General features: G+C 72.2%; 25 protein-coding genes and 1 pseudogene. 13 read left to right on the forward strand and 13 right to left on the reverse strand.

The window, feature by feature from the left end; all coding sequences use genetic code 11:
• On the forward strand, window positions 1-602 hold a 602-nt coding region (locus SERN_RS14205), incomplete at its 5' end, for a DUF7507 domain-containing protein (protein ID WP_456300117.1).
• A gap of 411 nt (window positions 603-1,013) precedes the next feature.
• On the opposite strand, the gene SERN_RS14210 is transcribed toward SERN_RS14205, so the two are convergent.
• The gene (locus SERN_RS14210; protein WP_233251724.1) at window positions 1,014-2,162 is read right to left on the reverse strand and encodes an MFS transporter; all 1,149 of its coding nucleotides are present in this window, start codon (window positions 2,160-2,162) and stop codon (window positions 1,014-1,016) included.
• A 170-nt stretch (window positions 2,163-2,332) separates the two neighbouring features.
• Here SERN_RS14210 and SERN_RS14215 point away from each other — a divergent pair, with 170 nt between their 5' ends.
• The gene (locus SERN_RS14215; RefSeq protein WP_135850829.1) at window positions 2,333-2,938 is read left to right on the forward strand and encodes a TetR/AcrR family transcriptional regulator; all 606 of its coding nucleotides are present in this window, start codon (window positions 2,333-2,335) and stop codon (window positions 2,936-2,938) included.
• 24 nt (window positions 2,939-2,962) lie between these two features.
• Here SERN_RS14215 and SERN_RS14220 read toward each other — a convergent pair whose 3' ends face one another.
• Complete coding sequence (locus SERN_RS14220) at window positions 2,963-3,424, reverse strand: MerR family transcriptional regulator (RefSeq protein ID WP_135850830.1); 462 nt, start codon at window positions 3,422-3,424, stop codon at window positions 2,963-2,965.
• A gap of 139 nt (window positions 3,425-3,563) precedes the next feature.
• Here SERN_RS14220 and SERN_RS14225 point away from each other — a divergent pair, with 139 nt between their 5' ends.
• On the forward strand, window positions 3,564-4,265 hold the full coding sequence (locus SERN_RS14225) for an SDR family oxidoreductase (RefSeq protein WP_135850831.1): 702 nt from the start codon (window positions 3,564-3,566) through the stop codon (window positions 4,263-4,265).
• A 209-nt stretch (window positions 4,266-4,474) separates the two neighbouring features.
• Window positions 4,475-4,669 (forward strand): annotated as a pseudogene (locus tag SERN_RS15905) (recombinase family protein); the annotation flags it as partial.
• 46 nt (window positions 4,670-4,715) lie between these two features.
• Here the strand turns inward: SERN_RS15905 and SERN_RS15910 are convergent.
• The 3 genes from SERN_RS15910 to SERN_RS14240 form a co-directional block, all read right to left on the reverse strand.
• Window positions 4,716-4,898: a hypothetical protein gene (locus SERN_RS15910; protein WP_233251747.1), complete on the reverse strand. Its 183-nt coding sequence runs from the start codon at window positions 4,896-4,898 to the stop codon at window positions 4,716-4,718.
• Between the two features lie 165 nt (window positions 4,899-5,063).
• Window positions 5,064-5,624 (reverse strand): adenine phosphoribosyltransferase, encoded by a 561-nt coding sequence (locus tag SERN_RS14235; RefSeq protein WP_135850832.1) that lies wholly within the window; start codon window positions 5,622-5,624, stop codon window positions 5,064-5,066.
• A complete protein-coding gene (locus SERN_RS14240; protein WP_233251725.1) occupies window positions 5,621-7,804 on the reverse strand; it encodes a cytochrome c oxidase assembly protein in 2,184 nt (727 codons plus the stop codon). Before SERN_RS14240 ends, SERN_RS14235 begins: the two co-directional genes overlap by 4 nt.
• Before the next feature lie 178 nt (window positions 7,805-7,982).
• Here SERN_RS14240 and SERN_RS14245 point away from each other — a divergent pair, with 178 nt between their 5' ends.
• Genes SERN_RS14245 through SERN_RS14270 form a run of 6 tightly spaced genes read left to right on the forward strand, consistent with a single transcriptional unit; the run spans window position 7,983 to window position 13,427 of the window.
• Window positions 7,983-9,002: an AAA family ATPase gene (locus tag SERN_RS14245; RefSeq protein WP_135850834.1), complete on the forward strand. Its 1,020-nt coding sequence runs from the start codon at window positions 7,983-7,985 to the stop codon at window positions 9,000-9,002.
• On the forward strand, window positions 8,999-9,940 hold the full coding sequence (locus SERN_RS14250) for a DUF58 domain-containing protein (RefSeq protein WP_135850835.1): 942 nt from the start codon (window positions 8,999-9,001) through the stop codon (window positions 9,938-9,940). Before SERN_RS14245 ends, SERN_RS14250 begins: the two co-directional genes overlap by 4 nt.
• Window positions 9,927-10,439: a hypothetical protein gene (locus SERN_RS14255; protein WP_135850836.1), complete on the forward strand. Its 513-nt coding sequence runs from the start codon at window positions 9,927-9,929 to the stop codon at window positions 10,437-10,439. The genes SERN_RS14250 and SERN_RS14255 overlap by 14 nt, the downstream gene beginning before the upstream one ends.
• A complete protein-coding gene (locus SERN_RS14260; RefSeq protein ID WP_135850837.1) occupies window positions 10,433-11,473 on the forward strand; it encodes a vWA domain-containing protein in 1,041 nt (346 codons plus the stop codon). Before SERN_RS14255 ends, SERN_RS14260 begins: the two co-directional genes overlap by 7 nt.
• Window positions 11,470-12,537, forward strand: a complete 1,068-nt coding sequence (locus SERN_RS14265; protein WP_135850838.1) for a vWA domain-containing protein — start codon at window positions 11,470-11,472, stop codon at window positions 12,535-12,537. The genes SERN_RS14260 and SERN_RS14265 overlap by 4 nt, the downstream gene beginning before the upstream one ends.
• On the forward strand, window positions 12,534-13,427 hold the full coding sequence (locus SERN_RS14270; protein ID WP_135850839.1) for a hypothetical protein: 894 nt from the start codon (window positions 12,534-12,536) through the stop codon (window positions 13,425-13,427). The genes SERN_RS14265 and SERN_RS14270 overlap by 4 nt, the downstream gene beginning before the upstream one ends.
• A gap of 84 nt (window positions 13,428-13,511) precedes the next feature.
• Here the strand turns inward: SERN_RS14270 and SERN_RS14275 are convergent, their stop codons facing one another.
• The 4 genes from SERN_RS14275 to hisC form a co-directional block, all read right to left on the reverse strand.
• Window positions 13,512-14,975, reverse strand: a complete 1,464-nt coding sequence (locus tag SERN_RS14275) for a dihydrolipoamide acetyltransferase family protein (RefSeq protein ID WP_135850840.1) — start codon at window positions 14,973-14,975, stop codon at window positions 13,512-13,514.
• An 89-nt stretch (window positions 14,976-15,064) separates the two neighbouring features.
• Window positions 15,065-16,129, reverse strand: a complete 1,065-nt coding sequence (locus SERN_RS14280; protein WP_135850841.1) for an alpha-ketoacid dehydrogenase subunit beta — start codon at window positions 16,127-16,129, stop codon at window positions 15,065-15,067.
• Window positions 16,126-17,328 (reverse strand): pyruvate dehydrogenase (acetyl-transferring) E1 component subunit alpha, encoded by a 1,203-nt coding sequence (gene pdhA / locus SERN_RS14285; RefSeq protein WP_233251726.1) that lies wholly within the window; start codon window positions 17,326-17,328, stop codon window positions 16,126-16,128. Before pdhA ends, SERN_RS14280 begins: the two co-directional genes overlap by 4 nt.
• A 138-nt stretch (window positions 17,329-17,466) precedes the next feature.
• Window positions 17,467-18,546 carry a histidinol-phosphate transaminase gene (gene hisC, locus SERN_RS14290; protein ID WP_135850843.1) on the reverse strand — a complete coding sequence of 360 codons (1,080 nt, stop codon included), beginning with the start codon at window positions 18,544-18,546 and terminating at the stop codon, window positions 17,467-17,469.
• A gap of 40 nt (window positions 18,547-18,586) precedes the next feature.
• On the opposite strand from hisC, the gene SERN_RS14295 reads away from it, so the two are divergent.
• Window positions 18,587-18,988 carry a phage holin family protein gene (locus tag SERN_RS14295; RefSeq protein WP_135850844.1) on the forward strand — a complete coding sequence of 134 codons (402 nt, stop codon included), beginning with the start codon at window positions 18,587-18,589 and terminating at the stop codon, window positions 18,986-18,988.
• A gap of 2 nt (window positions 18,989-18,990) precedes the next feature.
• Here SERN_RS14295 and SERN_RS14300 read toward each other — a convergent pair whose 3' ends face one another.
• Together SERN_RS14300 and SERN_RS14305 are read right to left on the reverse strand one after the other, a co-directional pair.
• Window positions 18,991-20,289, reverse strand: coding sequence for an alpha/beta fold hydrolase (locus tag SERN_RS14300; RefSeq protein WP_135850845.1), 1,299 nt, complete (start codon window positions 20,287-20,289; stop codon window positions 18,991-18,993).
• On the reverse strand, window positions 20,286-20,657 hold the full coding sequence (locus SERN_RS14305; RefSeq protein ID WP_135850846.1) for a hypothetical protein: 372 nt from the start codon (window positions 20,655-20,657) through the stop codon (window positions 20,286-20,288). Before SERN_RS14305 ends, SERN_RS14300 begins: the two co-directional genes overlap by 4 nt.
• A gap of 158 nt (window positions 20,658-20,815) precedes the next feature.
• Between SERN_RS14305 and purB the strand changes: the two genes are divergently transcribed.
• Window positions 20,816-22,267, forward strand: a complete 1,452-nt coding sequence (gene purB, locus SERN_RS14310; protein ID WP_135850847.1) for an adenylosuccinate lyase — start codon at window positions 20,816-20,818, stop codon at window positions 22,265-22,267.
• A gap of 46 nt (window positions 22,268-22,313) precedes the next feature.
• Here purB and SERN_RS14315 read toward each other — a convergent pair whose 3' ends face one another.
• Window positions 22,314-23,390: a methyltransferase gene (locus tag SERN_RS14315; RefSeq protein ID WP_135850848.1), complete on the reverse strand. Its 1,077-nt coding sequence runs from the start codon at window positions 23,388-23,390 to the stop codon at window positions 22,314-22,316.
• A gap of 13 nt (window positions 23,391-23,403) precedes the next feature.
• Window positions 23,404-24,480 (reverse strand): DUF2330 domain-containing protein, encoded by a 1,077-nt coding sequence (locus SERN_RS14320; RefSeq protein WP_135850849.1) that lies wholly within the window; start codon window positions 24,478-24,480, stop codon window positions 23,404-23,406.
• Window positions 24,481-24,623: 143 nt separating this feature from the next.
• Here SERN_RS14320 and SERN_RS14325 point away from each other — a divergent pair, with 143 nt between their 5' ends.
• The gene (locus SERN_RS14325; protein WP_135850850.1) at window positions 24,624-24,905 is read left to right on the forward strand and encodes a metal-sensitive transcriptional regulator; all 282 of its coding nucleotides are present in this window, start codon (window positions 24,624-24,626) and stop codon (window positions 24,903-24,905) included.
• Window positions 24,906-24,934: the final 29 nt, after the last annotated feature.

A 24,934-nucleotide genomic window follows, 5' to 3' on the forward strand; every position in this document is an offset into this window, starting at 1 on the left:
CGCAGGCCGACGTGGACGCCGGCGAGGTCACCAACACCGCCACCGCCACCGGCACCCCCCCGCCGGGCACCGAACTGCCCCCGGTCCCGCCCTCCGACGTCACCATCCCCAGCGACCCCACCCCGGCACTGACCGTGGTCAAGACCTCTGACACCGAGCTCATCACCACCGCCGGCCAGGAGATCACCTACACCTTCGTGGTCACCAACACCGGCAACGTCACCATCACCGACGCCGCCCCGGTCGAGACTCAGTTCTCGGGCACGGGACAGCTCGGTGCAATGAGCCCCTCTAGTGCGACGCTGAGCCCCGGTGAGGCGCGGACCTTTACTGCGACCTACGTCGTCACGTCAGATGATCTGCGCTCGAGCCGCCTGAGTAACACGGCTATCGCTACCGGGGTCACTCCGGCTGGTCCTCCGGTCAGTTCAGATCCCTCCACCGTGACGACACCCACGGCACCCACGGCTCCACCGGCTCGGCCCGGCCTTCCTGTTACCGGGGCAACGGTTGGAGGGATGGCCGGCGCCGCGGCTCTTCTCCTGATCGGTGGCGCTGCACTCGCAGCCGCAAACAGGAGGCGCGCCCGCACGTCCTCCTGATCCACCAGTGATCGCTGCTGGGCCGAAGATTCCTTCTTCGAGCCCAGCAGCGGTCACTGCTGCAACCGACTATCTTCTGGCTGACACCTCCCCGACCGATGCCCGAAGCCACCCGCGGTCGGGGATCCGCCACGGTCGGAGGTCAACGGGCGCGACTGCGAGGTAGAGCCGGTTCAGCGCAGCTCGGGTTGCAGGGAGCGGTAGCCGATCGTCTAACGGACATGCTGGCGAAAGATCGGTGGTGTCCCCGGGGCAAAGCTGCCCTAGCGCTGACCTTCACCGGGAGATGGCCCACGTCAGCGCCCATAACCATCCGGTCACCGCCCACTAACAGGGGCTTCACGGCGACAGGTGGGCTCGTCTGCCGGTCGCTGTTCTTCCACAGGGAGCAAGCTGATCCGGATCCGCCATCTACCGGCGCCCGCGCGGGAAGGCGTGCCTGCGACCGAGAGCGACGGTCACGAGGGAGACCGCGGAGAGCGCGATCATCGCCATGGGCAGCGCCGCCGGGCCGCTGCCGTCCACCAGGAGCGCACCGACGGCCCCTCCGCCGAAGATGGCGAGGTTGAATGCGGTCGTGAGCATCGCGTTTGCGACGTCGACGCTCTCGCCGGCCGCGTCGCCGATCGCCGTCTGGAGCTGAGTGGCTGAGCCGCCGAACGCGACTCCCCACAAGATCACCGCACCCACCGTCATCGGCAGCGACGACGAAGCGACCAGGAGCAGCGAGCCCGCCATGACGAAGGCACCCGTGCTCACGAGGGTCAGTCGTCGCAGCGACGTGTCGACGAGAGCGCCCGTGATCCAGATACCTGCCAACGCGGCGACGCCGAAGACGAAGAGCGCGACGTCAGGGCGCACCGGCACTCTCGCGCCGTCGAGGTACGGGGCGATGTAGGTGTAGAGCAGGTTGTGGGCCAACATCCAGGCGAAAACCACGCTGAGGACCACGGCGACGCCCGGGATCACGAGCACGCCGCGAAGCGCAAGGCGCGTACCGGACCGCTGTCCCGGCGCGTTCGGCACGCGAGCCATGACCAGAAGCACGACGAGCACGGTGAGGACGGACACGCTAACGAAGGACCACCGCCAGCCGACGGTTGCGCCGAGCCAGGCGCCGAGCGGCGTTCCGACCGAGAGCGCGAGCGGCGTGCCGGCCATCGCGATCGCCAGAGCGCGACCGGCCTGTTCGGGGGCCACGATGCGGCGCGCGTAGCCCGCGAGCATGCCCCAGATCAGCCCCGAGAACGCTCCGGCGATGAAGCGCACGACGAGCGCGATCGCGAGGGTGGGAGCGAAGGCCATGAGGGTGTTCGCGACGAAGAAGCCGGCCAGCCCGACCACGAGCAGCGGTTTACGGGAGACCCCACGTGTCATCGCGATCGTGGGGATCGCGGCCAGGACGGTGCCGAGTGCGTATGCCGTGATGAGCTGGCCCGCGCTGCCGTCGCTGACCTGGAACTCGGTGGCCAGCAGCGGGAGGAGACCGGCCGGGAGTGTCTCGGTCATGATGATGATGAATCCGCTGGAGGCCATGAGCAGCAGGGCCAAGATGGGCAAGGGGCGGTCGCCTCCTGAGGGCCTCGAGACGGTGGACTTGAGTGCGGGGGTGGCCATGACGGCTCTTCTCTAGTTACGGAACGATCGTTCCCATAGTCATTCCTCTTTCGCGACGTGTCAAACTGGAACGTACGATCCGAATAGAGTGTCGGGCGACCGAGAGGACTGAGATGGCACGGCCGGGACGACCGAGGACCTTCGACGAGCACGAGGTGCTCGATGCCGCGATGCAGGTGTTCTGGCACCACGGGTATGAGGCGTCGACGATCTCGCAGCTGCGTGCGGCCACCGGACTGTCGGCTGCGAGCCTCTACGGCGCCTTTGAGTCGAAGGAGGGCTTGTTCGAGCGTGCGGTCGAGCGGTATGTCGCCGGGCCTGGGAGTGTCAGCGAGATCGTCGCTGACCTGACACTGGACCCTCTCGCCGCGCTCGACCAGATGCTCCACGGGACCATCGCGATGCAGTCCGACCCTGCCCACCCAGGCGGGTGCCTGGTAACTCTGTCCGCCACTGTGGGCGCGGATGGCGGCGACAACGTCTCCGCGCGCCGCGTCGTCTCAGCGCGGCGCGCCCGGGACCGGGCGGGCATCGGGGCGTGCATCCGTCGAGGTGTCGACACCGGGGCCCTCCGGGCCGACCTCGATCCTGCGGTGTCGGCAACCCTGGTGCACTCCTTCGTGCTCGGGATATCCACCCAGCTCCTCGACGGCGTACCGGCTTCGGCGCTAGACGCCGCTGCCGACCTCCTTCTTAACGGCCTCCGCCAACCGTCCTGACGCTCCCGTCTCTCAAAAGTCGGGTCAGGGGGCGCGGCCGAGACGGCGTCGCGTTGTTGGGGTCGTTTTCTGCGACGTCGAGGGGTCTTCGTTGACTGCCTCGTTCAACGATCCTGGGCACGTCGCGTCATCGGGGTGCTCGACCAGTTTGATCAAGGCGGCAAGGCGGCGGCTGGCTGCTTGCAGCGCGGAGACCTCTGCCTCCAGGCGCTCGTGCTCGACCAGCAGACGAGCCGAAAGCGCCGGGGCCAGGTGGCGCTCATCGATGGCCGGCAGCAGCACCGCCAGGAGGGGGCTGCTGAGGCCCGCGTCGAACAGCTGCTGGATGAGTTGGACACGCTCCACGGCCGAGACGGGGAAGATGCGCTGGCCGCTGGGGGTGCGCCGAGGATGCAGCAGTCCTTGCTCCTCGTAGTAGCGCAGAGCTCGAGTGCTCACCCCAGCCTGTTGGGCAATCTCCCCGATGCGAAGGTCCTCGACCGTCACTGCTGACCCTCCCAGCTCGGCCAGACGTTCACCGGCTTGCCCTTGACGTCGATGTGAAGTTCTAGCGTACCCAGCGCTGGGTCGGGGTGCACCCGAGCGCTCCCTGCGCTACCACCCACCCCACGTCGAGAGGATGACTATGCAGATCAACGGTTCGATCGCCCTAGTGACTGGTGCGAATCGAGGGATCGGGCAACGCTTTGTCGAGCAGCTCCTGGCCCAGGGCGCGCGAAAGGTCTACGCCGGTGCCCGACGACCCGACCTCGTGGACGTGAGCGATCCGCGAGTCATCGCGCTGCACCTGGACCTGTTGGATGAGGACTCCATCAAGAAGGCAGCAGCCACCGCCTCGGACGTGACCGTGCTCGTCAACAACGCCGGCATCACCACCGGCGCCAGCCTGCTCTCCTCTCCGGTCACCGACATCCGTGCCGACCTGGAGACTCACCTGTTCGGCACGCTGGGTGTCATCCGCGCCTTCGCCCCCGTCCTGGTCGCCAATGGCCCCAGCGCCGTCGTCAACATCCTGTCGGTCCTGTCCTGGGTCGCGACCGCTGCGGGGTCAGGGTCGTACTCGGTGGCCAAAGCGGCACAGTGGAACATGACCAACGGTGTCCGGGTTGAGCTCGCCGGGCAGGGAGTCCTGGTCCAGGGGGTCCATCTGGGCGCAGCCGACACCGACATGATGGCCGGTAACGACGGCCCGAAGATCGACTCGGCCGAGGTGGCCCGCGCCAGCCTGGCAGGCCTCGAGACCGGTGCAATCGAGGTTCTAGTCGACGACCCGGCCCGGTTCGTCAAGGCCGCTCTGGCCGGTGACTTGGCCCACCTGTACGGCTAAACCTTCAACACTAGGAAAAGCGCGCGTTGTGTTCATCGTTGGCGCGGCCCCTACTCGACGGCGCACGGTAGGGGATCCCCCACCGTGCACCCCACAGCTCCTCCAGCGTTTAGACGGATGCTGGGGTCACCGCGAGCGTATAGGTCGCACGATTTAATGCACGGTCACGGTCCCTTATCTGCAACGCTGGCGCCGTGACCGGGACCAGAGTGGGCTACGCACGCGTCTCGACCACCGGGCAGGACCTCACCGCCCAGCGCGACGCCCTCACCACCCTCGGCGTGACACCGGACCCGATCTACGTCGACCACGGGCTCACCGGCAGCAACCGCGACCGCCCCGGCCTGTCCCAAGCCCTCGCCGCGGTCCGCAAGGGCGACACCCTCATGATCACCAACCTCGACCGATACGCCCGCTCCCTGCCCGACGCGTGCAACGTCGCCGACGAGATCACAGCCAGAGGGCGTCGACCTCGACCTCGGCCGTTCGGACGAACGACCCCTCGGACAGCGTCGGAGGGCTGCTCTTCAACGTGCTCGGCTGGTCGCTGAGTTCGAGGCCGACCTCGTCCTCGCCCGCATCCGGGAGGCCGCGCAGATCACCAAAGGCGCCCGCGAGCTCCGCGGCCGTCATCCCCCCTCAGCGCAGCGAAGCACGGCCATCTCACAGGGCGCGAATAGGCTGAACGAATTGATGCACGGTGAGGGTCCCCCACCTGCAACGCCGGCGTTGTGATCAAGTCCAGGGTGGCTCCGCGCAGCCCGCTTGCTGGTCACCGTTGCCACGGTGCCCGGGCCGTCAGTCCTCGTACGTGACCAGCGCCGTCACGGCGTCGATCCCGTGCCCCGCCAGCACCGCGCGCGGCCCGAGGAACGCCAGCTCCAGCACCACGGAGACCGAGACGAGCGAGCCGCCGAGACGGCGCACGAGGTCCGCCGTGGCGGCCACCGTGCCGCCCGTGGCCAGCACGTCGTCGACGATCAGCACCCGCGCCCCCGGCGTGATCGCGTCGGCGTGCACGGCGAGCGTCTCCGTGCCGTACTCGAGGTCGTAGGTCGTCTCGACGACCTCGCGCGGCAGCTTGCCGGGCTTGCGGACCGGCACGAACGCCGCCCCGAGCGCGAGCGCCACGGGTGCCCCGAAGATGAAGCCGCGCGCCTCCATGCCGCAGACCACGTCGATGCCCGACGGCGCGGAGGCCGCGAGCGCCGCGACCGTGGCCGCGAAGCCCTCCGGCGAGGAGAGCAGCGGAGTGATGTCCTTGAACGTCACGCCCGGCTTGGGGAAGTCCGGGACGTCCGCGATCAGCGCGGCGATGTCCGCGTTGCTGACGGCGGTGGCGGCTGGGGTGGCGCTCACGGGGTTGTCTCCTGATCGGGTCGGGCCGGCGTGTCGCTCGCCGGGGCGGGCCGTCCGGACATCCGGGCGAGCCTCGCGTTGTAGGCGTCGAGGTCGGCCCCGCCGTCGCGGTCCGACGCGCGGTCGAGGCGCTTGGCCGCGCGTTCGTCGTCGCGGATCCAGGCGAAGCCGAGCGCGATCGCGAGCGCGAGCGACGGCACCTCGCCGAAGCCCCACGCGAACGCCCCGCCCCAGCGCTGGTCCGCGAGCGCGTCCACGCCCCAGGGCAGCCCGAGCGCCCCGAACCACGAGGCCGCGAGCAGCGATTCCCCCATCGTGAGCGAGAGCCCGAAGAACGCGTGGAACGCCATGGTCGCGAAGAGCAGCACCAGGCGCAGCGGGTAGCTCGGCCGCTTCGGACCGGGGTCGATGCCCACGAGGACGTTGACGAACATGTACCCGGCGAGCGTGAAGTGCACGATCATCCACAGGTGCACGAGGTGATTGGTGAGCGACAGCTCGAACAGCGGCGTGTAGTAGAAGACGACCATGCTGCCGGCCACGTTGACCGCCGCCACGATCGGGTTGGCGAACACCCCGGCCACGCGCGAGTGCACCAGCCCGAGCAGGAGCTCGCGCGGCCCTCGGGAGCCGTCGCCGCGCGAGGGCAGCGCGCGGACGGCGAGCGTCACGGGCGCACCGAGCACGAGGAAGATCGGGGCGAGCATCACCAGCACCATGTGCTGCACCATGTGGGCGCTGAACAGGATGTGCCCGTACACCGCGGCGCCGCCGCTCGAGGTCCACGCGATCAGCGCGAGGCCGATCATGATCGACACGACGCGCGCCACCGGCCAGTGGTCGCCGCGGCGTCGCAGCCGCGCGTACCAGGCCAGGATCACGACGGCGGCGCTCACGACCCCGGTCAGCACCAGCACATCGGGCGAGAAGCCCGTGACCCACCCCTGCAGGGTCGGCTCGGCGGGCACCGGGGCACCCGTGATCGCCTCGGCCGGGCTGACGTCCTGCGGCACCGTGTCGGGGACGGGCGGGGCGGTGTTGGACAGCGCGGAGGCGATGCCCATGGTCGCCCCGGCGATGAGGATCTCGACGGCGAGCACGCGCCAGAACGCGAACGACCGCCGGGGGGAGGCGGGGGCCGCGAGCGCGGGGATGGTGCGACGGCGGTGCCACCACCCGGCCGCTCCGAGCGCGAGCACGGCGAGGACCTTGAGGATCAGCAGCACGCCGTAGGCGGTCGTCAGGTCGGCCGGCGAACCGAGGCGGATCGAGGCGTTCACGACGCCGGAGACGGCGACGAGCGCGTAGGCCCAGATCGCCGTAGAGGAGTAGCGCTCGACCGCCGGGGCGAGGTCGCGTCCCAGACGCCCGGCGACCAGCGCGAGCGCCGCGAGCCCGCCGATCCAGATCGTGACGCCCGCGAGGTGCAGCCACATGCTCCCGACCGCGAGCGTGTGGTTGGCGGCACCCGCCGCATGCCCGGTCTGGGCGACGGGCACGAGCGCCGCGAGCGCGACGACGGCGGCCCACAGCGCCGAGGTGTAGCCGGCCGCGGCGACGGCCAGGAGCGAGGCGAGCGCCGTCAGCAGCAGGCCCCACGCCATCGCCTGGCCGAGCTCGATCTGCGTGAGGAAGACACCGAGCTCGGCACCGAACTGCTCGCCGCCGAGCGGCTGGCCGGACACCCGGGCGTAGGTGAGGAGGAGCTGGCCGACCAGCGAGATCGTCCAGACGACGGACGCCCACGCCGCGGTGCGCTGCGCGAGCGGCCACGCACGACCGGCGACGGCGGTGCGGCCGGCACGTCGCGCGCCGCCGGACCCTGAGCCGGAACGCGTTCCGCTGCTCGAGCGAGGCAGCACCACGGCGGCCAGGACCAGCGCGCCGATCGTGACGGCGCACGCGGTCTGCACGACGGCGTCGAGGACCGGCAGACCCCAGCGCACGAGGGCGCCCGGATCGGCCAGGACGGTGGGGGTGGCCGCGCCGGAGAGCGCGATGCCGACCAGGGTGGCGACGACGACGAGGACCGCGGCCGTCACGAGCGTCAGACCGAGCGGGACACCGGTGGCGTCACGCGCGTCGTCGGGCCCGCCCGACCCGGCAGGAGCCGCGCCGGAGGGGCGCGACGTCGGCGACGTCGCGCGCTTTCCGGCGGCCGGGGTCGAGGTGCTCACCACCTCCCAAGAGTACGGTCGCGCGCGCGGCGCCCGAGCGCCCGGTGTCCCGACGAACGCCCGTGCCCACCGATGGGCACCGCTCCCCGCCGTCGCCCCGGCCCGGCACCAGGTCCCGGTGGCACAATGACTGGCGTTCGTCACCCACCCGCACCGGACACTCGCATCGAACGGGACCTCCTTGACCACTCAGTCCACCCACCTGGCGCCCAAGACCAGCCCGATCTCCTACGACGACGGTCAGCGCGCCACCGAGCTGCTGGACCGCCTCGGGCGCGTCTTCGACCAGCGCATCGTCGGACAGCAGGGGCTGCGCACGGCACTGGTGACCTCGCTCATCGCCGGCGGCCACGTGCTGCTGGAGTCCGTGCCCGGCCTGGCGAAGACGCTGAGCGCCCAGACGCTCGCCTCGGCGGTCAGCGGCACCTTCCGCCGCATCCAGTGCACCCCGGACCTGATGCCGAACGACATCATCGGCACGCAGATCTACAACTACGCCACGGGTGAGTTCTCCACGCAGCTCGGTCCGGTGCACGCCAACCTCGTGCTGCTGGACGAGATCAACCGCTCGTCCGCGAAGACGCAGTCGGCGATGCTCGAGGCGATGCAGGAGAAGCAGACCTCCATCGGCGGCGAGGTCTACCCCCTCCCGACGCCCTTCATGGTGCTGGCCACGCAGAACCCCATCGAGGAGGAGGGCACCTACGTGCTGCCCGAGGCCCAGATGGACCGCTTCCTCATGAAGGAGGTGCTGACCTACCCCGGACCGGAGGACGAGGTCGACATCCTCCAGCGCATGTCCTCGGGCTCCCTCACGGCTCCGCTGACGGTCGAGCCCATCACGATCGACGACACGGTCTTCCTGCGCCAGCTCGTGGACAAGGTCTACGTCGACACCGCGATCAAGCAGTACATCGTGGCGATCATCAACACCACGCGCGGTGGCGGGCCGCGACCGCTGCCCGGGTTCAACCAGCACGTCCGCGTGGGCGCCTCGCCGCGCGGTTCGATCGCGCTGATGCGCGTGGGTCAGGCCCTCGCGCTCCAGCACGGCCGCGCCTACGTCGTGCCCGACGACGTCAAGCAGCTCCGCCACGCCGTCCTGCGCCACCGCATCGTGCGCACCTACGACGCCCTGGCCAACAACGTGCCGCCGGAGTCGCTGATCGACGCGGTGTTCGCGGCGGTCCCGAGCCCGTGACGACACCGCCCCTCGCCGGACCGGGCGGCGCCGGAGGATCGATCTCCTCCAGCCAGGCCCACTCGCGCCTCGCCGCGGTCCGGGCCAGGCTCGACCTGCCGCTCGTGCGCCGCGCGGCCGGGCTGCTCGACGGGCGGCACCGCTCGCTGTTCTCCGGGCACGGCCAGGACTTCGACGAGATGGCCCTGTACAGCCCGGGGGACGACGTCGGCGACATCGACTGGAAGGCGTCCGCGAGCACCGGCCACCCGGTGATCCGCCGCTTCCAGCGCGAGTCGAACCTGGCGATGGTCCTCGCCGTCGACACCGGCCGGAACATGGCTGCGCTGGCGCCCGACGGCGGTACGAAGGCCGACATCGCCCGGTTCGTCGCGGACGTGGTCGGCTACCTCGCACGCGGCCGGGGCGACCAGCTGGCCCTCGTGGCGGGCGACAGCGAGCGCGTCGTGCAGATCCCGGCGCGCGGCGGCACCGCGCACATGGAGATGCTGCTGCGCCGCATCGACGCGATGTTCGCGCTCGACGCCCCGACCTCCAACATCACGCACGTGCTCGACCGCGTGCTGACGTGGTTCACGCGCCGCAGCCTCGTCGTCGTCATCACCGACGAGGTCCGCCCGCCGCTCGAGTCCGAGCAGACGATCAAGCGGCTGCGCACGCGCCACGAGCTCATGGTCATCCAGGTCGCCGACGCGCTGCCGACCTCGTTCGGCGACGACGCCGTGGAGGACGTCGACTCCCCGCTCGGCATCCCCGAGTTCCTGCGCGCCCGCTCGGACCTGGCCGCCGAGGCGCGCGACGCCGTCGCGCGCCGCCGCTCCGACGTCTCGGCCATGCTGCGCCGCTACGGCGTGCAGTCGGTGACCGTCACGAGCGAGGCCGACGCCGTCGACCGCCTCATGGACCTGCTGCGACGGAGCCGACGTGCCGGCCGGTAGCGGCGGCGACGCCGCGACGGTCCTGGCGCACGTGGTCCTCGCCGTCCCCGCCGACCCGCAGCCGCCCGCGCAGTACTCGTGGTGGGTGTGGGGCATCGGCGTGCTGCTGATCGTCCTGGTCGCCGCCTGGTACTGGTGGGTCGTGTGGACCACGCGCCCGAAGACCATCGAGGCGCGCCGCAGCCGGACCGACTCCTACGCCGCGATCCGCGCGGAGCACCTCGCCGCCGTCGACGAGGCCTACGCGCGCTACGCGGACGGCGAGTCCGACCTGCGCGCGCTCCACCTCGACCTCAACCACACCATCCGGCAGTTCGCGACGCAGCGGGCGGGCGTCGACGTCTCCTCGCTCACGGTCCGCGAGCTCGGCCGGCTCGAGCACGGCGGCGCGATCCAGGAGCTGCTGGACGACTACCAGGAGCCCGCGTTCGCCGCCGCGTCCGACGGTCAGGCGCTGTCGGCGAGCGAGCAGGCCCGGGAGGTGATCCGCACGTGGTGACCAGCGCCCTGGACCGGCCGTGGCTGATCGTCGTGGCCGTCGTCGTGCTGCTCGCCGTCGCCGTCGTCGGCTACGTCACGCGCACCGGACCGCGCACCCCCGCCAGCGTTCGCTGGGTCGCGAACGCCTCCTACCTCACTCAGCTCGCCTCCTTCCGCAGCCGTCTGGCGCGCTACCGGGTGGGGCTGGCGGCGGTCGCCGTCGTCGCGCTGACCGGCGGTGTCGCGGCCGGCGTGCTGCTCGCGCGGCCGGTGGACCGGCAGGTGCTCAACTCCGAGCTCGCGACGCGCGACATCGTGCTGTGCCTGGACGTGTCCGGGTCGATGGTCGAGTACGACGCCGAGATCATCGACCAGTTCCTCACGCTCGTGGAGGGGTTCGACGGCGAGCGCATCGCGCTGTCGATCTGGAACCAGACCTCGCGCACCGTGTTCCCGCTGACGGACGACTACGGCCTCATCGCCGAGGAGCTCGGGATCGCGCGCACCGCCCTCGACTTCGACATGGACGCCTACTACAACGGGTCGTACGACCAGGACGACCTCGACCGCATCCTCGACTTCATCACCGGGACCGAGCTCGCGACGGAGACGTCCAGCTCGCTCATCGGGGACGGCCTGGCGAGCTGCGGTCTGCTGTTCGACGAGGCCGACGCCGACCGCTCCCGCACGATCATCCTGGCCTCGGACAACCAGGTGCTCGGCACGCCGATCTACACGCTCCCCGCGGGTGCCGACGCCGTCGCCGCCCGTCAGATCGGCATCATCGGGATCTACGCCGGCGCCAGCACCGACACCTCCGCCGCCGAGCAGAAGGAGTTCGAGGACGTGGTCGCGACCCACAACGGCCTGTACTTCGAGGCCTCGGACCCCTCCGCGGTCGACGCGATCATCGAGCGCATCCAGTCCCAGCAGGCCATCGACCTGGAGGCCACGCCCGAGGTGGTCGTGACCGACCGTCCGGTGGTGCCCGCCACCGTGCTCGTGCTGGCCTTCGGCGTCCTCGTGGTCGTGCTCTGGAGGCTGCGCACATGACGCTGCAACCGCTCTGGCCCCTGTGGGCCCTCGTGCTCGTGGCCGGACCGATCGTGGTGTTCTGCCTGGTGCAGCTCGCGCGCCAGCGCAGCCACCGCGGCGCGTGGGTGCGCCGCACGGGCGCCGCCGTCGCGCTCGTGGCGATCCTGCTGGGGCCGTCGGTGGTGGACCGCACCGGCGCGACGCTGCAGACGAACGCGGAGGTGTTCTTCGTCGTCGACCGCACCGGATCGATGGCCGCGGAGGACTACGACGGCGCGCAGCCCCGCCTCGCGGGCGTGCGCCACGACGTCGACGCGATCGTCGACGCCTTCCCCGGCGGCCGGTACACCGTCATCGCCTGGGACTCCCAGGCCACGCGCCAGCTGCCGCTCACGACCGATGCGCGTGCCGTGAAGTCGTGGGCGGAGACCGCGCGGCAGGAGCTGACCTCCTACTCGGCCGGCTCGCAGGTGGACCGCCCGCTCGCGGCGCTCGAGACGGCGCTCACGGGCGCCGCCGAACGCAACCCGAACAACGTGCGCCTGGTCTACTTCCTGTCCGACGGCGAGAACACCGACGGCTCGGGCTCGTCGGCCGACGCCGAGCTCGCCTCCTACGCGCCGCTCGCCCCGCTGGTCGACGGCGGCGCGGTGCTGGGCTACGGCACCGCCGAGGGCGGCCGGATGCGCAGCTACGACGGCGTCACGCCCGCCGACCAGGCGCCGTACATCACCGACGACGCCAACGGTGGGGCCGAGGCGGTCTCCGTGATCGACGAGGTCACGCTGCGCACCATCGCCGAGCAGCTCGGCGTCACCTACGTCCACCGCATCACCCCGGACACGGTGGAGGGCTTCACGTCGGGCGTCGACCTGCAGGACATCGCGGGCGACGGCCGACGCGAGGAGGTCCTGTACCGGCCGATCCTGTGGCCCGCCGCCGCGATCGCGCTCGGGCTCATCGCGTGGGAGCTGTTCGTCATCGCCCGCGCCTACCCCACGCGCCTGGGACCCGACGGTTTCGAGACGCGACGTCCCGGCTTCGGCCGAGCATCCGCCACCAGGAAGGTCGGTGCCCCGTGAGCCCCACCCTCACGTCCCTGCCCGCACCGGGGCAGTTCGAGACCATCGAGCAGGCCCAGGAGGCGCGCGCGCTCGCCGAGGCCGCCGCCCGGCGTCGCAAGCTCCTGGTGTGGTCCTCCCCCGTCGTGGCCGTCTTCCTGCTCGCCGCGATCTACCTGCTGACCATCACGACGGTGGTCATCGTGGGCGAGCGCTCCTACGCGTCCCAGAGCTACGCCACCGCGACCCGGCAGTTCACGTGGCTGCAGAACGTCAACGCGCTGGAGCGCTGGAAGCCGTACTACAACGCGGGAACGGCCCGGTACGCCGGCGGGGCCTTCTTCCCGGCGTCGCAGGAGCTCGAGCGCGCGCTGGAGATCGTGCCGAAGGGCACCGACGGTCAGCGCGGCGGCGACGAGTGCCTCGTCGCGATGAACCTCTCGCTCACCTACGAGGGCCTCGGCGACCAGGCCGCGCTCGCGGCCGATCCGGCCATGGCGATCGCCTACTACGACCAGGCTCTCGCGCAGCTGGAGGGCTGCGGCTCGGGCAGCGGCGGCGACTCCGAGCAGGAGTCGGAGGCTCAGGAGAGCCAGGAGCGGCAGGAGGGCAAGGAGGGCGAGCAGCAGCAGGAGCAGGAGGGCCAGCAGGGCGGCGATCCCACCGACCCCTCGGATCCCAGCCAGGACCCGAGCGACCCCGCCGACGACCCCGCCGACCCCAGCGACGACCCGAGCGGTGAGGACCCTGCACCGACCGATCCCACCGAGGAGCAGACCGGCGCGAGCGAGGACCCCGACATGACGGACGAGGAGCGCGAGGTCGCCGAGCGCAACGCCGAGGCCGAGGCCGAGCGTCAGCAGCAGGAGCAGGAGAGCCAGGGCGGCGACGGCGGCGGCCAGGGCTGGTAGGTCGGGCACGCCCGACCGTTCGTTGTGCACCGATGGCCGCCACCCCACGGGGATGGCGGCCATCGGTGCACAACGAGGGGTCGGTCAGCCCCAGACGAGCGCGTGCGCCGGATCCTCGAGCACGCGGGCGACGTCGGAGAGCACGCGGGCCCCCAGCTCGCCGTCGACCAGCCGGTGGTCGAACGACAGCGCGAGCTGTGTGACCCAGCGCGGCTTGATCTTGCCCTTGCGGACCCACGGGCGCTCCGCGATCGCGCCGAACGCGAGGATCGCCGACTCCCCCGGGTTGAGGATCGGGGTGCCGGTGTCGGTCCCGAAGACGCCGACGTTGGTGATGGTGACGGTGCCGTCCCGCATCTCCGACGGCTGCGTGCGGCCGGCGCGCGCCGTGCTCGTGAGGTGGGCGATCTCCTCGGCGAGCTGGTGCAGCGGCATGCTGTGGACGTTCTTGATGTTCGGGACCACGAGCCCGCGCGGTGTCGCGGCAGCGATGCCGAGGTTGACGTAGTGCTTGTAGACGATCTCCTGACGCTCCTCGTCCCACGCCGCGCTGATCTCCGGGTGGCGGCGGATCGCCAGGATCAGCGCCTTCGCGGCGATGAGCAGCGGCGTCACGCGGACGTCGGCGAACTCGCGGTCCTCGCGCAGCGACGCGACGAGCTTCATCGTGCGGGTCACGTCGACCGTCTGGAAGACCGTCACGTGCGGCGCCGTGAACGCGGAGGCCACCATCGCCTCGGCCGTCCGGCGACGCACCGAGCGCACGGGCACCCGCGTCTGGCGACCGTCGCCCGAGACGACGCCGTCGGCCAGCCACGGGGTGTCGTCACCCGGGTAGGTGGCGAGCGTGCGGGCCTCGCCCTGCCGCGAGCGGGCGATGACGTCGTCGCGCGTGATGATCCCGCCGGGGCCCGACGGCGTCACGGTGTCGAGCGCGATCCCCAGGTCCTTCGCGAGCTTGCGCACGGGCGGCTTGGCGAGCATCGGCGCACCCGTGGGCGACGGCGTCGAGACCATCGCGACCGGCCGACCGGGGGCCGTCTCCGGTGCGGGCACGACGGCGGGGGTGGGAGTGGCGGCGGGGGCGGGGATCGGTGCGGGGGCGCGGGTCGGCGCGGGCGTCGGCGACGGCGTCGGACTCGCGGCGGGCGCCGCGCCACCCCGGCGCGGCCGGCGCGTGGTCGCGGCGTGCGACGTGCCGTAGCCCACGAGCACGCCGCCCGAGGTGCCGGTCGAGCCGGCGGCCTCGGCGGCCGGGACGTCCGCCGCACCGCCGGTGTCGTCGTCGCTCTCCTCGCCGTCCGGATCGGTGTCGACGACGACGATGGCGGTGCCGACGTCGACCGTCTGCCCCTCGGCCACCAGGAGCTCCGTGACGACGCCGTCCCACGGGCTCGGCAGCTCCACGAGCGACTTCGCGGTCTCGATCTCGACGATCACCTGGTTGACGGCGACCGTGTCGCCCACGGCGACCCGCCAGCCGACGATGTCGGCCTCGGTGAGGCCCTCACCGACGTCGGGGAGGGCGAAGCGCTGGAGCTGGGGCACGGGAGGTCCTTCACGGGTCAGGGGTGGGGCGGGGCCGGTCCGACCGGCGGGCACGAGGGCGCAGAGCGGCGGGTAGGGCCGGGTCGACGTCAGTACGCGAGTGAGCGGTCGACGGCGTCGAGGATGCGGTCGAGCGAGGGCAGGTACTCCTTCTCGACGGACGAGGCGGGGTAGGGGGTGTGGAACCCGCCCACCCGGAGCACCGGCGCCTCGAGCTGGTGGAAGCAGCGCTCGGTCACGCGGGCGGCGATCTCCGCGCCGGGGCCGAAGAACATCGGGGCCTCGTGCACGACGACGAGGCGTCCCGTGCGACCGACGGACTCGGCCAGCGTGTCGACGTCGATCGGCGAGACCGACCGCAGGTCGACCACCTCGACGTCGTGCCCCTCCCCCTCGGCGACCTGGGCCGCGGCGAGCGCCGTCGCGACGGTGGGGCCGTAGGCGGCGATCGTGAGGTCGGTGCCGGTGCGCACCGTGCGCGCGACGTGGAGCGAGCGCCAGCCGTCCGGACCGAGGTCGACGCCGTCGCCCGAGAGGTCGACCTCGCCCTTGTCCCAGTACCGGGCCTTGGGCTCGAGGAAGATCACCGGATCCGGTGAGGCGATCGACTGCTGGATCATCGAGTACGCGTCGGCGGCGGTGGCGGGTGTGACGATCCGCAGGCCGGCGGTGTGCGCGAAGAGCGCCTCGGGCGACTCGCTGTGGTGCTCGATGGCGCCGATGTTGCCGCCGTAGGGGATGCGGATCACGACGGGCACCTGCAGGCGACCGGCCGAGCGGTAGTGGAGCTTGGCGAGCTGCGTGGTGATCTGGTCGAAGGCCGGGAAGACGAACCCGTCGAACTGGATCTCGACGACGGGCCGGTAGCCCGCCATCGCCAGGCCGATCGCCGTGCCGAGGATGCCGGACTCCGCGAGCGGCGAGTCGACCACGCGCTGCGTGCCGAACTCCGCCTGCAGCCCGTCGGTGACGCGGAAGACGCCGCCGAGGCGGCCGATGTCCTCGCCCATGAGCATGACGCGGTCGTCGGTGGCCAGCGCGCGGCGCAGGCCGGCGTTGATGGCGCGCGCCATGGGGAGGCGCTCGGTGCTCGGGCGGGAGGAGGTCTCCACCGTCGCGGACGTCTCGGCGGTCTCGACGGTCTCGGCGCTCATGCGTGGCCTCCCGCGGGGGCGCCGTCGAACGAGGCCTCGTACTGCGCGAACCACGCGCTCTCCTCGGCGACGAGGGGGTGCTCGGAGGCGTAGACGTGGTCGAAGATCGTGGCGGCCGGCGGCGGCGTCAGGCTGCGGCAGTACGTGCGCACACCGGCGGCGAGCTCGGCGGACTCGGCCTCGACGGCGGCGAAGAAGTCGGCGTCGGCGTGCTCCTCGGCCCGCAGCAGCGCGGCGAGGCGCTCGATCGGGTCGCGGCGCGACCACGCCTCCTCCTCGGCACGCTCGCGGTAGCGCGTGGGGTCGTCCGACGTCGTGTGCGCGCCCATCCGGTAGGTGACGGCCTCGATGAAGGTGGGGCCACCACCGGCGCGGGCGCGCTCCAGCGCCGCCTCCGTGACGGCCTTGACGGCGACGGCGTCGTTCCCGTCGACGCGGACACCGGGGATGCCGAAGCCGGACGCGCGCTCGACCAGCGGCACCGTGGTCTGGACCGAGGTGGGGGCCGAGATCGCCCAGTGGTTGTTCTGGCAGAAGAAGACGACGGGGGCGTTGGTCGTCGCGGCGAAGACGAGGGCCTCGTTGACGTCGCCCTGCGCCGTGGCACCGTCACCGAAGTAGGCCACGACGGCGCGGTCGCGGTCCGTGCCGGTGCCGACGTCGCCGTCGCGCTGGATGCCCATCCCGTAGCCGGTGGCGTGCAGCGTGTGCGAACCGATCACCAGGGTGTACAGGTGGAAGCCGTGAGCGGTAGGGTCCCAGCCGCCGTGCTCCGTGCCGCGGAAGAGGTGGAGCAGCTCGTGCAGCGGCAGACCGCGGACGTGCGCGACGCCGTGCTCGCGGTAGGACGGGAAGACGTGGTCGCGGGGACGCAGGGCGTGGGCCGACCCGATCTGGGCCGCCTCCTGCCCGCGGCACTCCGGCCACAGCCCGAGCTCTCCCTGCCGCTGCAGGCTCGTGGCCTCACGGTCGAAGGCACGCGTCAGGACCATGTCGCGGTACATGGCGCGCAGCTGATCGGGGGTGGTGCGTGCGGCGGCGGCGGCATAGACGCCGTGACCGCTGAGCTCGAGGGCCTGCGCCGGGAGGCGCGAACCGTCGGGGGCGACGAGACGAACGGTCCCGGCGACCTCGCACGGGTCCGGCCAGCTCAGCTCGGTGGTGCCCGCCGGTGCGACGGGGGTCTCGGTGCTGCTCACGCGGCTCCTCGGGGGTGTGGCGGGCGGGTCGCGACGGGATCGCCGTCGTAACCTACGGATGCGTAGCCTACGGTAGCGTAACTTGGCATTCGCATCCACGACCCGCTCGCGAGGCCCGGAATCCCGGGCCTCGCGGGTTCACGCTCCGGCGATGAAGTCCCCCGCGACGTCGATGACGATGTCGTTCGCATCGCGGTCGCCGACCGTGACGCGCACGCCCTCACCGGCGAACGGTCGGACGATCACGCCCGCCTCGGCGAAGGCGCGGGCCAGCACGCCGGCGCGATCGCCGACGTCGAACCAGACGAAGTTGCCCTGCGCGTCGGGGATGTCCCAGCCCTGGCCGCGCAGCGCGGCGACGAGGCGCCCGCGCTCCTGCACGAGCTGCTCCACGCGCTCGAGCAGCTCCGCCCGGTGCCGCAACGACTCCAGCGCGGCGACCTGCGCGAGGGCGTTGACGCCGAACGGCGTCGAGGCGGCACGGAACCCGCCGACCAGTCGGGCGCGGCCGACGGCGTAGCCCACCCGGAGGCCCGCCAGGCCGTAGGCCTTGGAGAACGTGCGCAGCACCACCAGGCGCGAGTGGTGCGGGAGGAGGGAGGCGGCGTCGACCACGTCGGGGTCGCGCACGAACTCGACGTAGGCCTCGTCGAGCAGGACGAGGACGTCGCTGGGCGCCTCGGCCAGCACCCGCTCGACCTCGGCCTGCGTCAGGACGGGTCCGGTGGGGTTGTTCGGCGTGCAGAGCAGGATCGCCCTCGTGCGGTCCGTGACGGCGGCGAGCATCGCGTCGACGTCGTGCCGCCCCTCGCTCGTCAGCGGGACCGGCACCGAGGTGGCGCCCGTGACCGCGACCGCGATCGGGTAGGCCTCGAACGAGCGCCAGGCGTGGACGACCTCGTCGCCCTCCTGGCACAGGGCCTTCAGGATCGTCTCGAGCACGGCCGTGGACCCGTTGCCGACGACGATCTGGTCGTTCTCGACGCCGTTGAGCTCCGCGAGCGCGGCGATGAGCTCGCTCGTGGCCATGTCGGGGTAGCGGTTGAGGTCGGCCGCGGCGTCGGTCACCGCGCTCAGCACGCCGGGCAGCGGCGGGAAGGGGTTCTCGTTGGACGAGAGCTTCTCGACCATCGCGCCCTGCGGGCGGGCTCCGGGAACGTACGCGGGAAGCGCCAGGACCGACTCGCGCAGCCTGACCTTGCGGGGAGGGGTAGCCATGCCCCAAGCATGCCCGAGCGGCGGGTGCGAGACTGGGGACATGAAGGAGTTCGTGTGGCGTTCCGTGGTCTCCGCCGGTGCCGTGTGGGTGGCCGACCTGCTGATCCGGGGCATCTCGGTGACCGCGGTGTCCGAGTGGTGGCAGCAGGTCCTCGTCTACCTGGTGGTCGGCGCGGTCCTCGCGCTGGTGCAGATGATCATCAAGCCGATCGTCGCGGCCCTGACGTTCCTGCTCTACGTCCTCACGCTCGGACTGTTCGGGATCGTGGTCAACGCGTTGATGCTGCTGCTCGTGGACTGGGTGACCGGTGGCTTCGCCTGGGGTCTGCAGGTCGACGGGTTCTGGCCCGCGGCGGTGCTGGGCGGCATCGTGGTCTCGCTCGCCACGATGATCCTGACGGCGGTGCTCCCGCGACCGCGGTCGCGGAGCGAGCGCGGCTGAGGTCACCCGACCGATCCCCGGTGGGTCGTGGCGGTGACCGTCGCACCCTCCCCGGCCCAGTGCGGCGCCAGCGCCCGCTCCCAGTCGTGGAGCTGCGCCAGCGGCTCCGACTCGACCATCGCCGCGGTCTCCTCGTACACGTCCATGTCGTGGGCGGTCGCCGGATCCGTCCCGTGGCCCGACCCGTCCAGCTCGCGCGTGACGAGCACCTCGTTCTCCGCCGGTCCGCCCTCGCGTCCTCCGACGTCGCCGGAGAGCCCCGCGACCGGATCCTCCGCGTGCGCGACGTTGATCGTCGCGACCCCGGGCGGCGGAGCCGGCATGTGCGAGACGGGGGCGCCGAACGTCGCCACCCCCCTCACGTCGAACCGACGCCTGAAGTCGGCGTTGCTCGCGAGCCGTGTCACGGCCATGCCCCCGAACGAGTGCCCAGCGAGGATGACGGCCTCGCCCGGTCCGACCCCGGCCTCCTCCATCGCCGCGACGATCAGCGTCTCGCCCGTGCTGCCCGCGCCGACGTAGGTTCCCACCGTCTCCTGCCAGCTGAACGGCTGGGAGGGACTGATGCTCTTGGCGCCGTGGACCGCGACGGTCCAGCTCACCGTGCCGTCGGGCTGCACGATCTTCTGCACCTCGACCACACCGGTGCCTCCCTCGGCCTCGTCGTCCACGAGACCGACCCGTCTGGCGAGGTCGGTCAGCCCTCCCGCCGCGGGCTCCCCGAGCGGGCCACCCGGGGGCTGGAGCACGACGGCACGCTGCGCCGGGCTCGCCGCCAGGATCGAGGGGGGCAGGAAGGGAAAGGTCGCCCCGGCGGGTAGATGGGGCGCCACGATCTGCGTCACCGACGCGAGTCGGTCGACACCGAGCGCGTCGACGAGCCGCGCCATCCGCTCGCCGGGGAAGATCGGTTCACCCGCCACCGCCGCCCAGGCCGCGCTGCCGAGCGCCTCCCCGATCCCGACCGCCCACCCGAACGGACCCAGGAGCGGCGAGAACCACGACGGCATCTCGGGTGTCGCCGCCTCCTCGGCGCCCTCGTAGACCCTGGTGGCCTCCCGGAGCGCCGCGGCGCGGTCGACCATCGCGCCCTCCAGCGACGTCACCGCGGCCATGGCCAGGCCTACGGCGTTCAGGGCGGCCCCGCGCGCACCGTCGGGGGTGTCGGACACGCCGAGCACCCGCACCCGCGCGCCGGTCAGATCGACCAGCGCCGTCGCGGCACACGAGCGGGCGATCTCGAGGTCGAGCGCGAGCGCGTCGATCTCGACGGAGTCGGTCGCCACGACGAGGGCGCTCACGCCGTGCTCCGTCGCACGGGACGGATCGGCTCGGGGCGAGCGGGGGACGGTTCGGGAGCCGACACCGGCCGGGGCGGCGCGCCGGGGACGCCGGTGCTCGACGGCGGGGTGCCCTGGAACGCGAGGAACGCCGTCATCCGCGAGGCCTGGAGCACCTCCAGCGCGAGGACCGCCTCGGTGACACGGTCGCGAGCCCTCCGCGCTGCAGCCAGGTCCGCCTCCCGCGCCGTCGCGTAGGCGACGGCGGCGTCCCCACCCCAGATCGCCGGCTCGGCGCGGAGCACCGCCACCCAGGCGTCGTAGGTGAGGGACACGGCGTCGCCGACACCGATGGGGAGGGGGTACGCCCCCGGGACGGGCAGGTTCATGCGGTAAATGTAGGGAGGCGTGCAATCCCGTGGACGACCGCCGGAACGGTTCGTGGATCCGCTCGACGTGCGGCAAGCCCGGGGACAGCCGGGGACCCCGCCCGCCCAACGATCGGTCACGCCCGCCGATCGTCGAGCCGATACGGGACACTGGAGGCATGTCCTCGACCACGCGGCCCACCGGCCAGCCCTGGGCCCCTCTCGCCGACGACCCCACCATCGCCCTCGGGCCGCTCGACGGTCGCTACCGCGCCGACGTCGCCCCGCTGGTCGACCACCTCTCGGAGGCGGCCCTGAACCGGGCCCGCCTGCACGTCGAGGTCGAGTGGCTGATCCACCTCACCGCGACCGGAGCCGTCCCCGGGGCCCCCACGCTCACGGACGCCGAGGTCGACTACCTGCGCGACGTCGTCGCCACGTTCGGCCCGGAGCAGATCGCCGAGCTCGGCTCGATCGAGGCCGAGACGCGGCACGACGTCAAGGCCGTGGAGTACTTCCTCAAGCGTCGGCTGGCCGACGCCGCCGGCGTGCTCGGGCAGACGTCGCTGCCCGCCGCGAGCGAGCTGGTGCACATCTTCTGCACGAGCGAGGACATCAACAACCTCGCCTACGCCGTCACCGTCCGCTCCGCCGTCCACGACGTCTGGCTGCCCGCGGCGACCGGCGTGAGCGACGCCCTCGCCGACCTCGCTCGCGCGCAGGCCGCGACGCCGATGCTGGCGCGGACCCACGGCCAGCCCGCCACGCCGGTGACGCTCGGCAAGGAGCTCGCCGTCGTCGTCCACCGGCTGCGCCGGCAGCTCGCGCGCATCGCCGCGGACGAGACGCTGGGCAAGATCAACGGCGCGACCGGCACGTTCGGCGCGCACGCCGTCTCGGTGCCCGGGACCGACTGGGAGGAGGTCGCTCGGACGTTCGTCGAGGGGCTCGGCCTCACCTGGAACCCGCTGACCACGCAGATCGAGAGCCACGACTGGCAGGCGGAGCTGTACGCCGACGTCGCGCGCTTCAACCGCGTGCTGCACAACCTCGCGACCGACGTGTGGACCTACATCTCCCTCGGCTACTTCACGCAGCGGCTCTCGGCGCAGGGCTCGACGGGCTCCTCGACCATGCCGCACAAGGTCAACCCGATCCGGTTCGAGAACGCCGAGGCCAACCTCGAGGTCTCCAGCGCGCTGCTGGACAACCTGTCCGCCACGCTCGTCACGTCGCGCCTGCAGCGCGACCTCACCGACTCCTCGAGCCAGCGCACCATCGGCATCGCGTTCGGGCACTCGCTGCTCGCGATCGCGAACGTCACGCGCGGCCTCGCGGGCCTCGACGTCGACGCCGCCGCCATGGCGCGCGACCTCGACGGGAACTGGGAGGTGCTCGGCGAGGCCGTGCAGTCCGCGATGCGGGCCGCGGGGATCGCGGGCGCGTCCGGCATGGCCGACCCCTACGAGCGGCTCAAGGACCTCACGCGCGGACGCCGCGTGGACGGCGAGGGGATGCGCGCGTTCATCGGCGACCTCGGGCTGCCGGACGACGTCGAGCAGCGACTGCTCGCTCTCACCCCGGCCGACTACACGGGCTACGCCGAACGGCTCGTCGCGCACCTGGGCTGACGCCGCACGGAAAGTACCTCGGAGACGCCCGAAAGGGCCTCGCGGATCAGCGGCGGGCGAGGACGAACAGCCGCGGGCGGTGGCCCTTGGCGAAGTACTGCGGGCGGGCGACGAGCCGCCAGCGCGGGTCCGCCGCGAGCACCGACTCGAACCGCCGGATGTCGTGCGTCAGCACCCCGGCCCGAACGTCGGGCGCGCCGAGGTGGTCGATCGCGTCGAGCAGCCGCTCGTAGAGCGCCGCGTTGGTCTCGTGCTCGCCCAGCAGCTCGCCCCACGGCGGGTTGGCCACGACGACGTCGTAGCCTCCCGCCAGGGTGGCGTCCGCCGCGAGGTCGGCCACGTCCGCGACGCGCGCGACCACCCGCCCGCGCACGCGCGCCGCGCGCTGGTGCACCGCCGTCGTCGCCACCGCCTCGGCGCTCACGTCGACGGCGAGCGCCTCCCCCACGCCGCCGCGCGCCAGGCGCTCGATCACGATCGTGCCGGAGCCGCACATGAGGTCGGCGAAGCGCTGCCCACCGTCCCTCGCTCCGTGCTCCACCCCGAGCTCGTCCACGACGGCCGCCGCGATCGTCGCGTTCAGCGCCCCGGGGTAGCGCTCGGTGCGCCACGCCCGCGTGGCCAGCGGCCGCGGCGTCGTGCGGACCAGCAGCTCCCAGCCCTGGCCCCAGCGGGCGCGCCGGACGCGGACGAGGAGGTCGCCGTCCTCGGCGTCGACCTCGAGCCCGGCCACGTCCGCCAGCTCCTGCGCGACGCGCTGCATCTGCGGCGTGTGCGACCCCGCCGCCTCGAGCCGCAGCGCACCGAACCGCACGCGCGGCCGCTGCCGCGCGAGGAGCTCGAGCGTGGCGGCGAACGCGCGTAGCACCTCGGTGGCCGTCAGCCCGGTCGGGCGCGGCGCGGGCGAGGTGAGGACCGCGTGCGCGGCGACGGCGGTCCGCAGCGCCGCGAGCGCGGCGAGCGACTCCGGCGTCGCCGGGACCTCGAGGCCGACCTCCTCGTCGTCGGCGTCGATCGCACCGACCGCGAATCCGGCACGCGCCAGCTCGCGTCCGAGCGCGGGGCCGACGCCGGGCAGGACGGTCAGGACGACGTCGAGCGTCGCCTCGGTCGTGGTGGTCACGGGGGCGCCGACGTCAGTCGCGATAGCCGCGCTGCATCAGACGCGAGATCGTCACGCCCGCGACGGCGACCACGAGCATCCCGCCCGCCACGAGCACGAGACCGGCCGGGACGCCGAGGATGATGCGCTCGACGCGGACGACCTCGGTCCCGGCCTCGACCGGCCCGAAGATCGACGGGCCGAAGTAGATGTCGTCGGTGATCTGTGCGGGCTGCGAGATCGACTGGTCCACGACCGTCATGACCGCGGTGCCGCCGAAGGGTGCCACCCAGTCCGTCAGGAGCGGGTCGTCGGCGGCGGTGACCGGACCGGAGAAGCGCACGACGGCGGAGGACGGCATGGACGTGCGGTCGAGCCGCTCGGGGCCGAGCACGTAGGTGCTGACGGTCATGGGGAGCGACCCGCCAACCGTGAGCAGCACCGGCGCGACCGCGACCGGGCTGGCGAACCGGAGGTCGACGACCGGGGTCGAGCGCGCGTCGAGGGACTCCTCACCGGGGTCGACGGTGATCTCGGAGATCGTCCAGCCGGCGGAGGTGTAGGTCTGCAGGGCCTGGACGGTCAGCTCGTCGAGCTCGTACCCGAGGCCGGTGTAGAACGCGGTGATCTGCTCGGCGGTGGCGCCCGCGGCGTGGGGGGCGACCTCGTTTCCGGCCGGCGCGAGCGACACCTCGGGACGCTGCCACGCCGGCACGTCCTGCCCGCCGCGGAACGTCTGGAGGTCGGGCCACCAGTGCTCCTCCTCGATGATCTCGGGGGTGGAGGCGTCCACGAACGCGCTCATCGTGGCGGGGTCGGCGATGGCGAGCTCCGGCGCGGTGGGCGTCGCGATCAGCACGACGGCGGGTTCGGCCGACTCGGTCCGCCCCTGCAGGTCGTACTGGAGCAGCATGTGCTGCTGGCCGTCGACCCAGCTGATCACGGCCCGCTCGGCCGAGATGTCGAGGTTGCCGGACGTCACCAGCACCGGACCGGATGCGGACGCCGGGCCCGCGAGGCCGACGGTCGCCGCGATCAGGACGGCCGCCGACAGCAGGGTGCGTCGGGTCCGGCGAGCGCGTGCGACGGTGCGGGCTGCGCGAACAGTCATGACACCCACCGTAGGTGGCAAAGCCTCCCCCACGGCACACGGGACCCGCGCGCACACAAGATCGTCACGAACTTGTGATCACCCGGGACCGACCCCTTGCGTGGATACCCCATGGGGGTATAGTCGACGGCGAAGGAGGCACCATGCCCGGCTACTCAGGCTCCAAGGACGACTACGCGAAGCGCATGCGCCGCATCGAGGGTCAGGTGCGCGGGATCGCGCGCATGATCGAGGAGGACACCTACTGCATCGACGTCCTCACCCAGGTCTCTGCCGTCACCAAGGCGCTGCAGGCGGTCAGCCTCGGCCTCGTGGAGGACCACCTCGGTCACTGCGTCGTCGATGCCGCCCGCACCTCGCCCGAGGCCGGGCAGGAGAAGGTTCGCGAGGCGGCCGACGCGATCGCCCGCCTCGTGCGCAGCTGACCGGCACGACGCACCACACCCGCACACCA

The sequence above is a fragment of the Serinibacter arcticus genome (assembly GCF_004786095.1).
In the GTDB taxonomy this organism is placed as follows: domain Bacteria; phylum Actinomycetota; class Actinomycetes; order Actinomycetales; family Beutenbergiaceae; genus Litorihabitans; species Litorihabitans arcticus.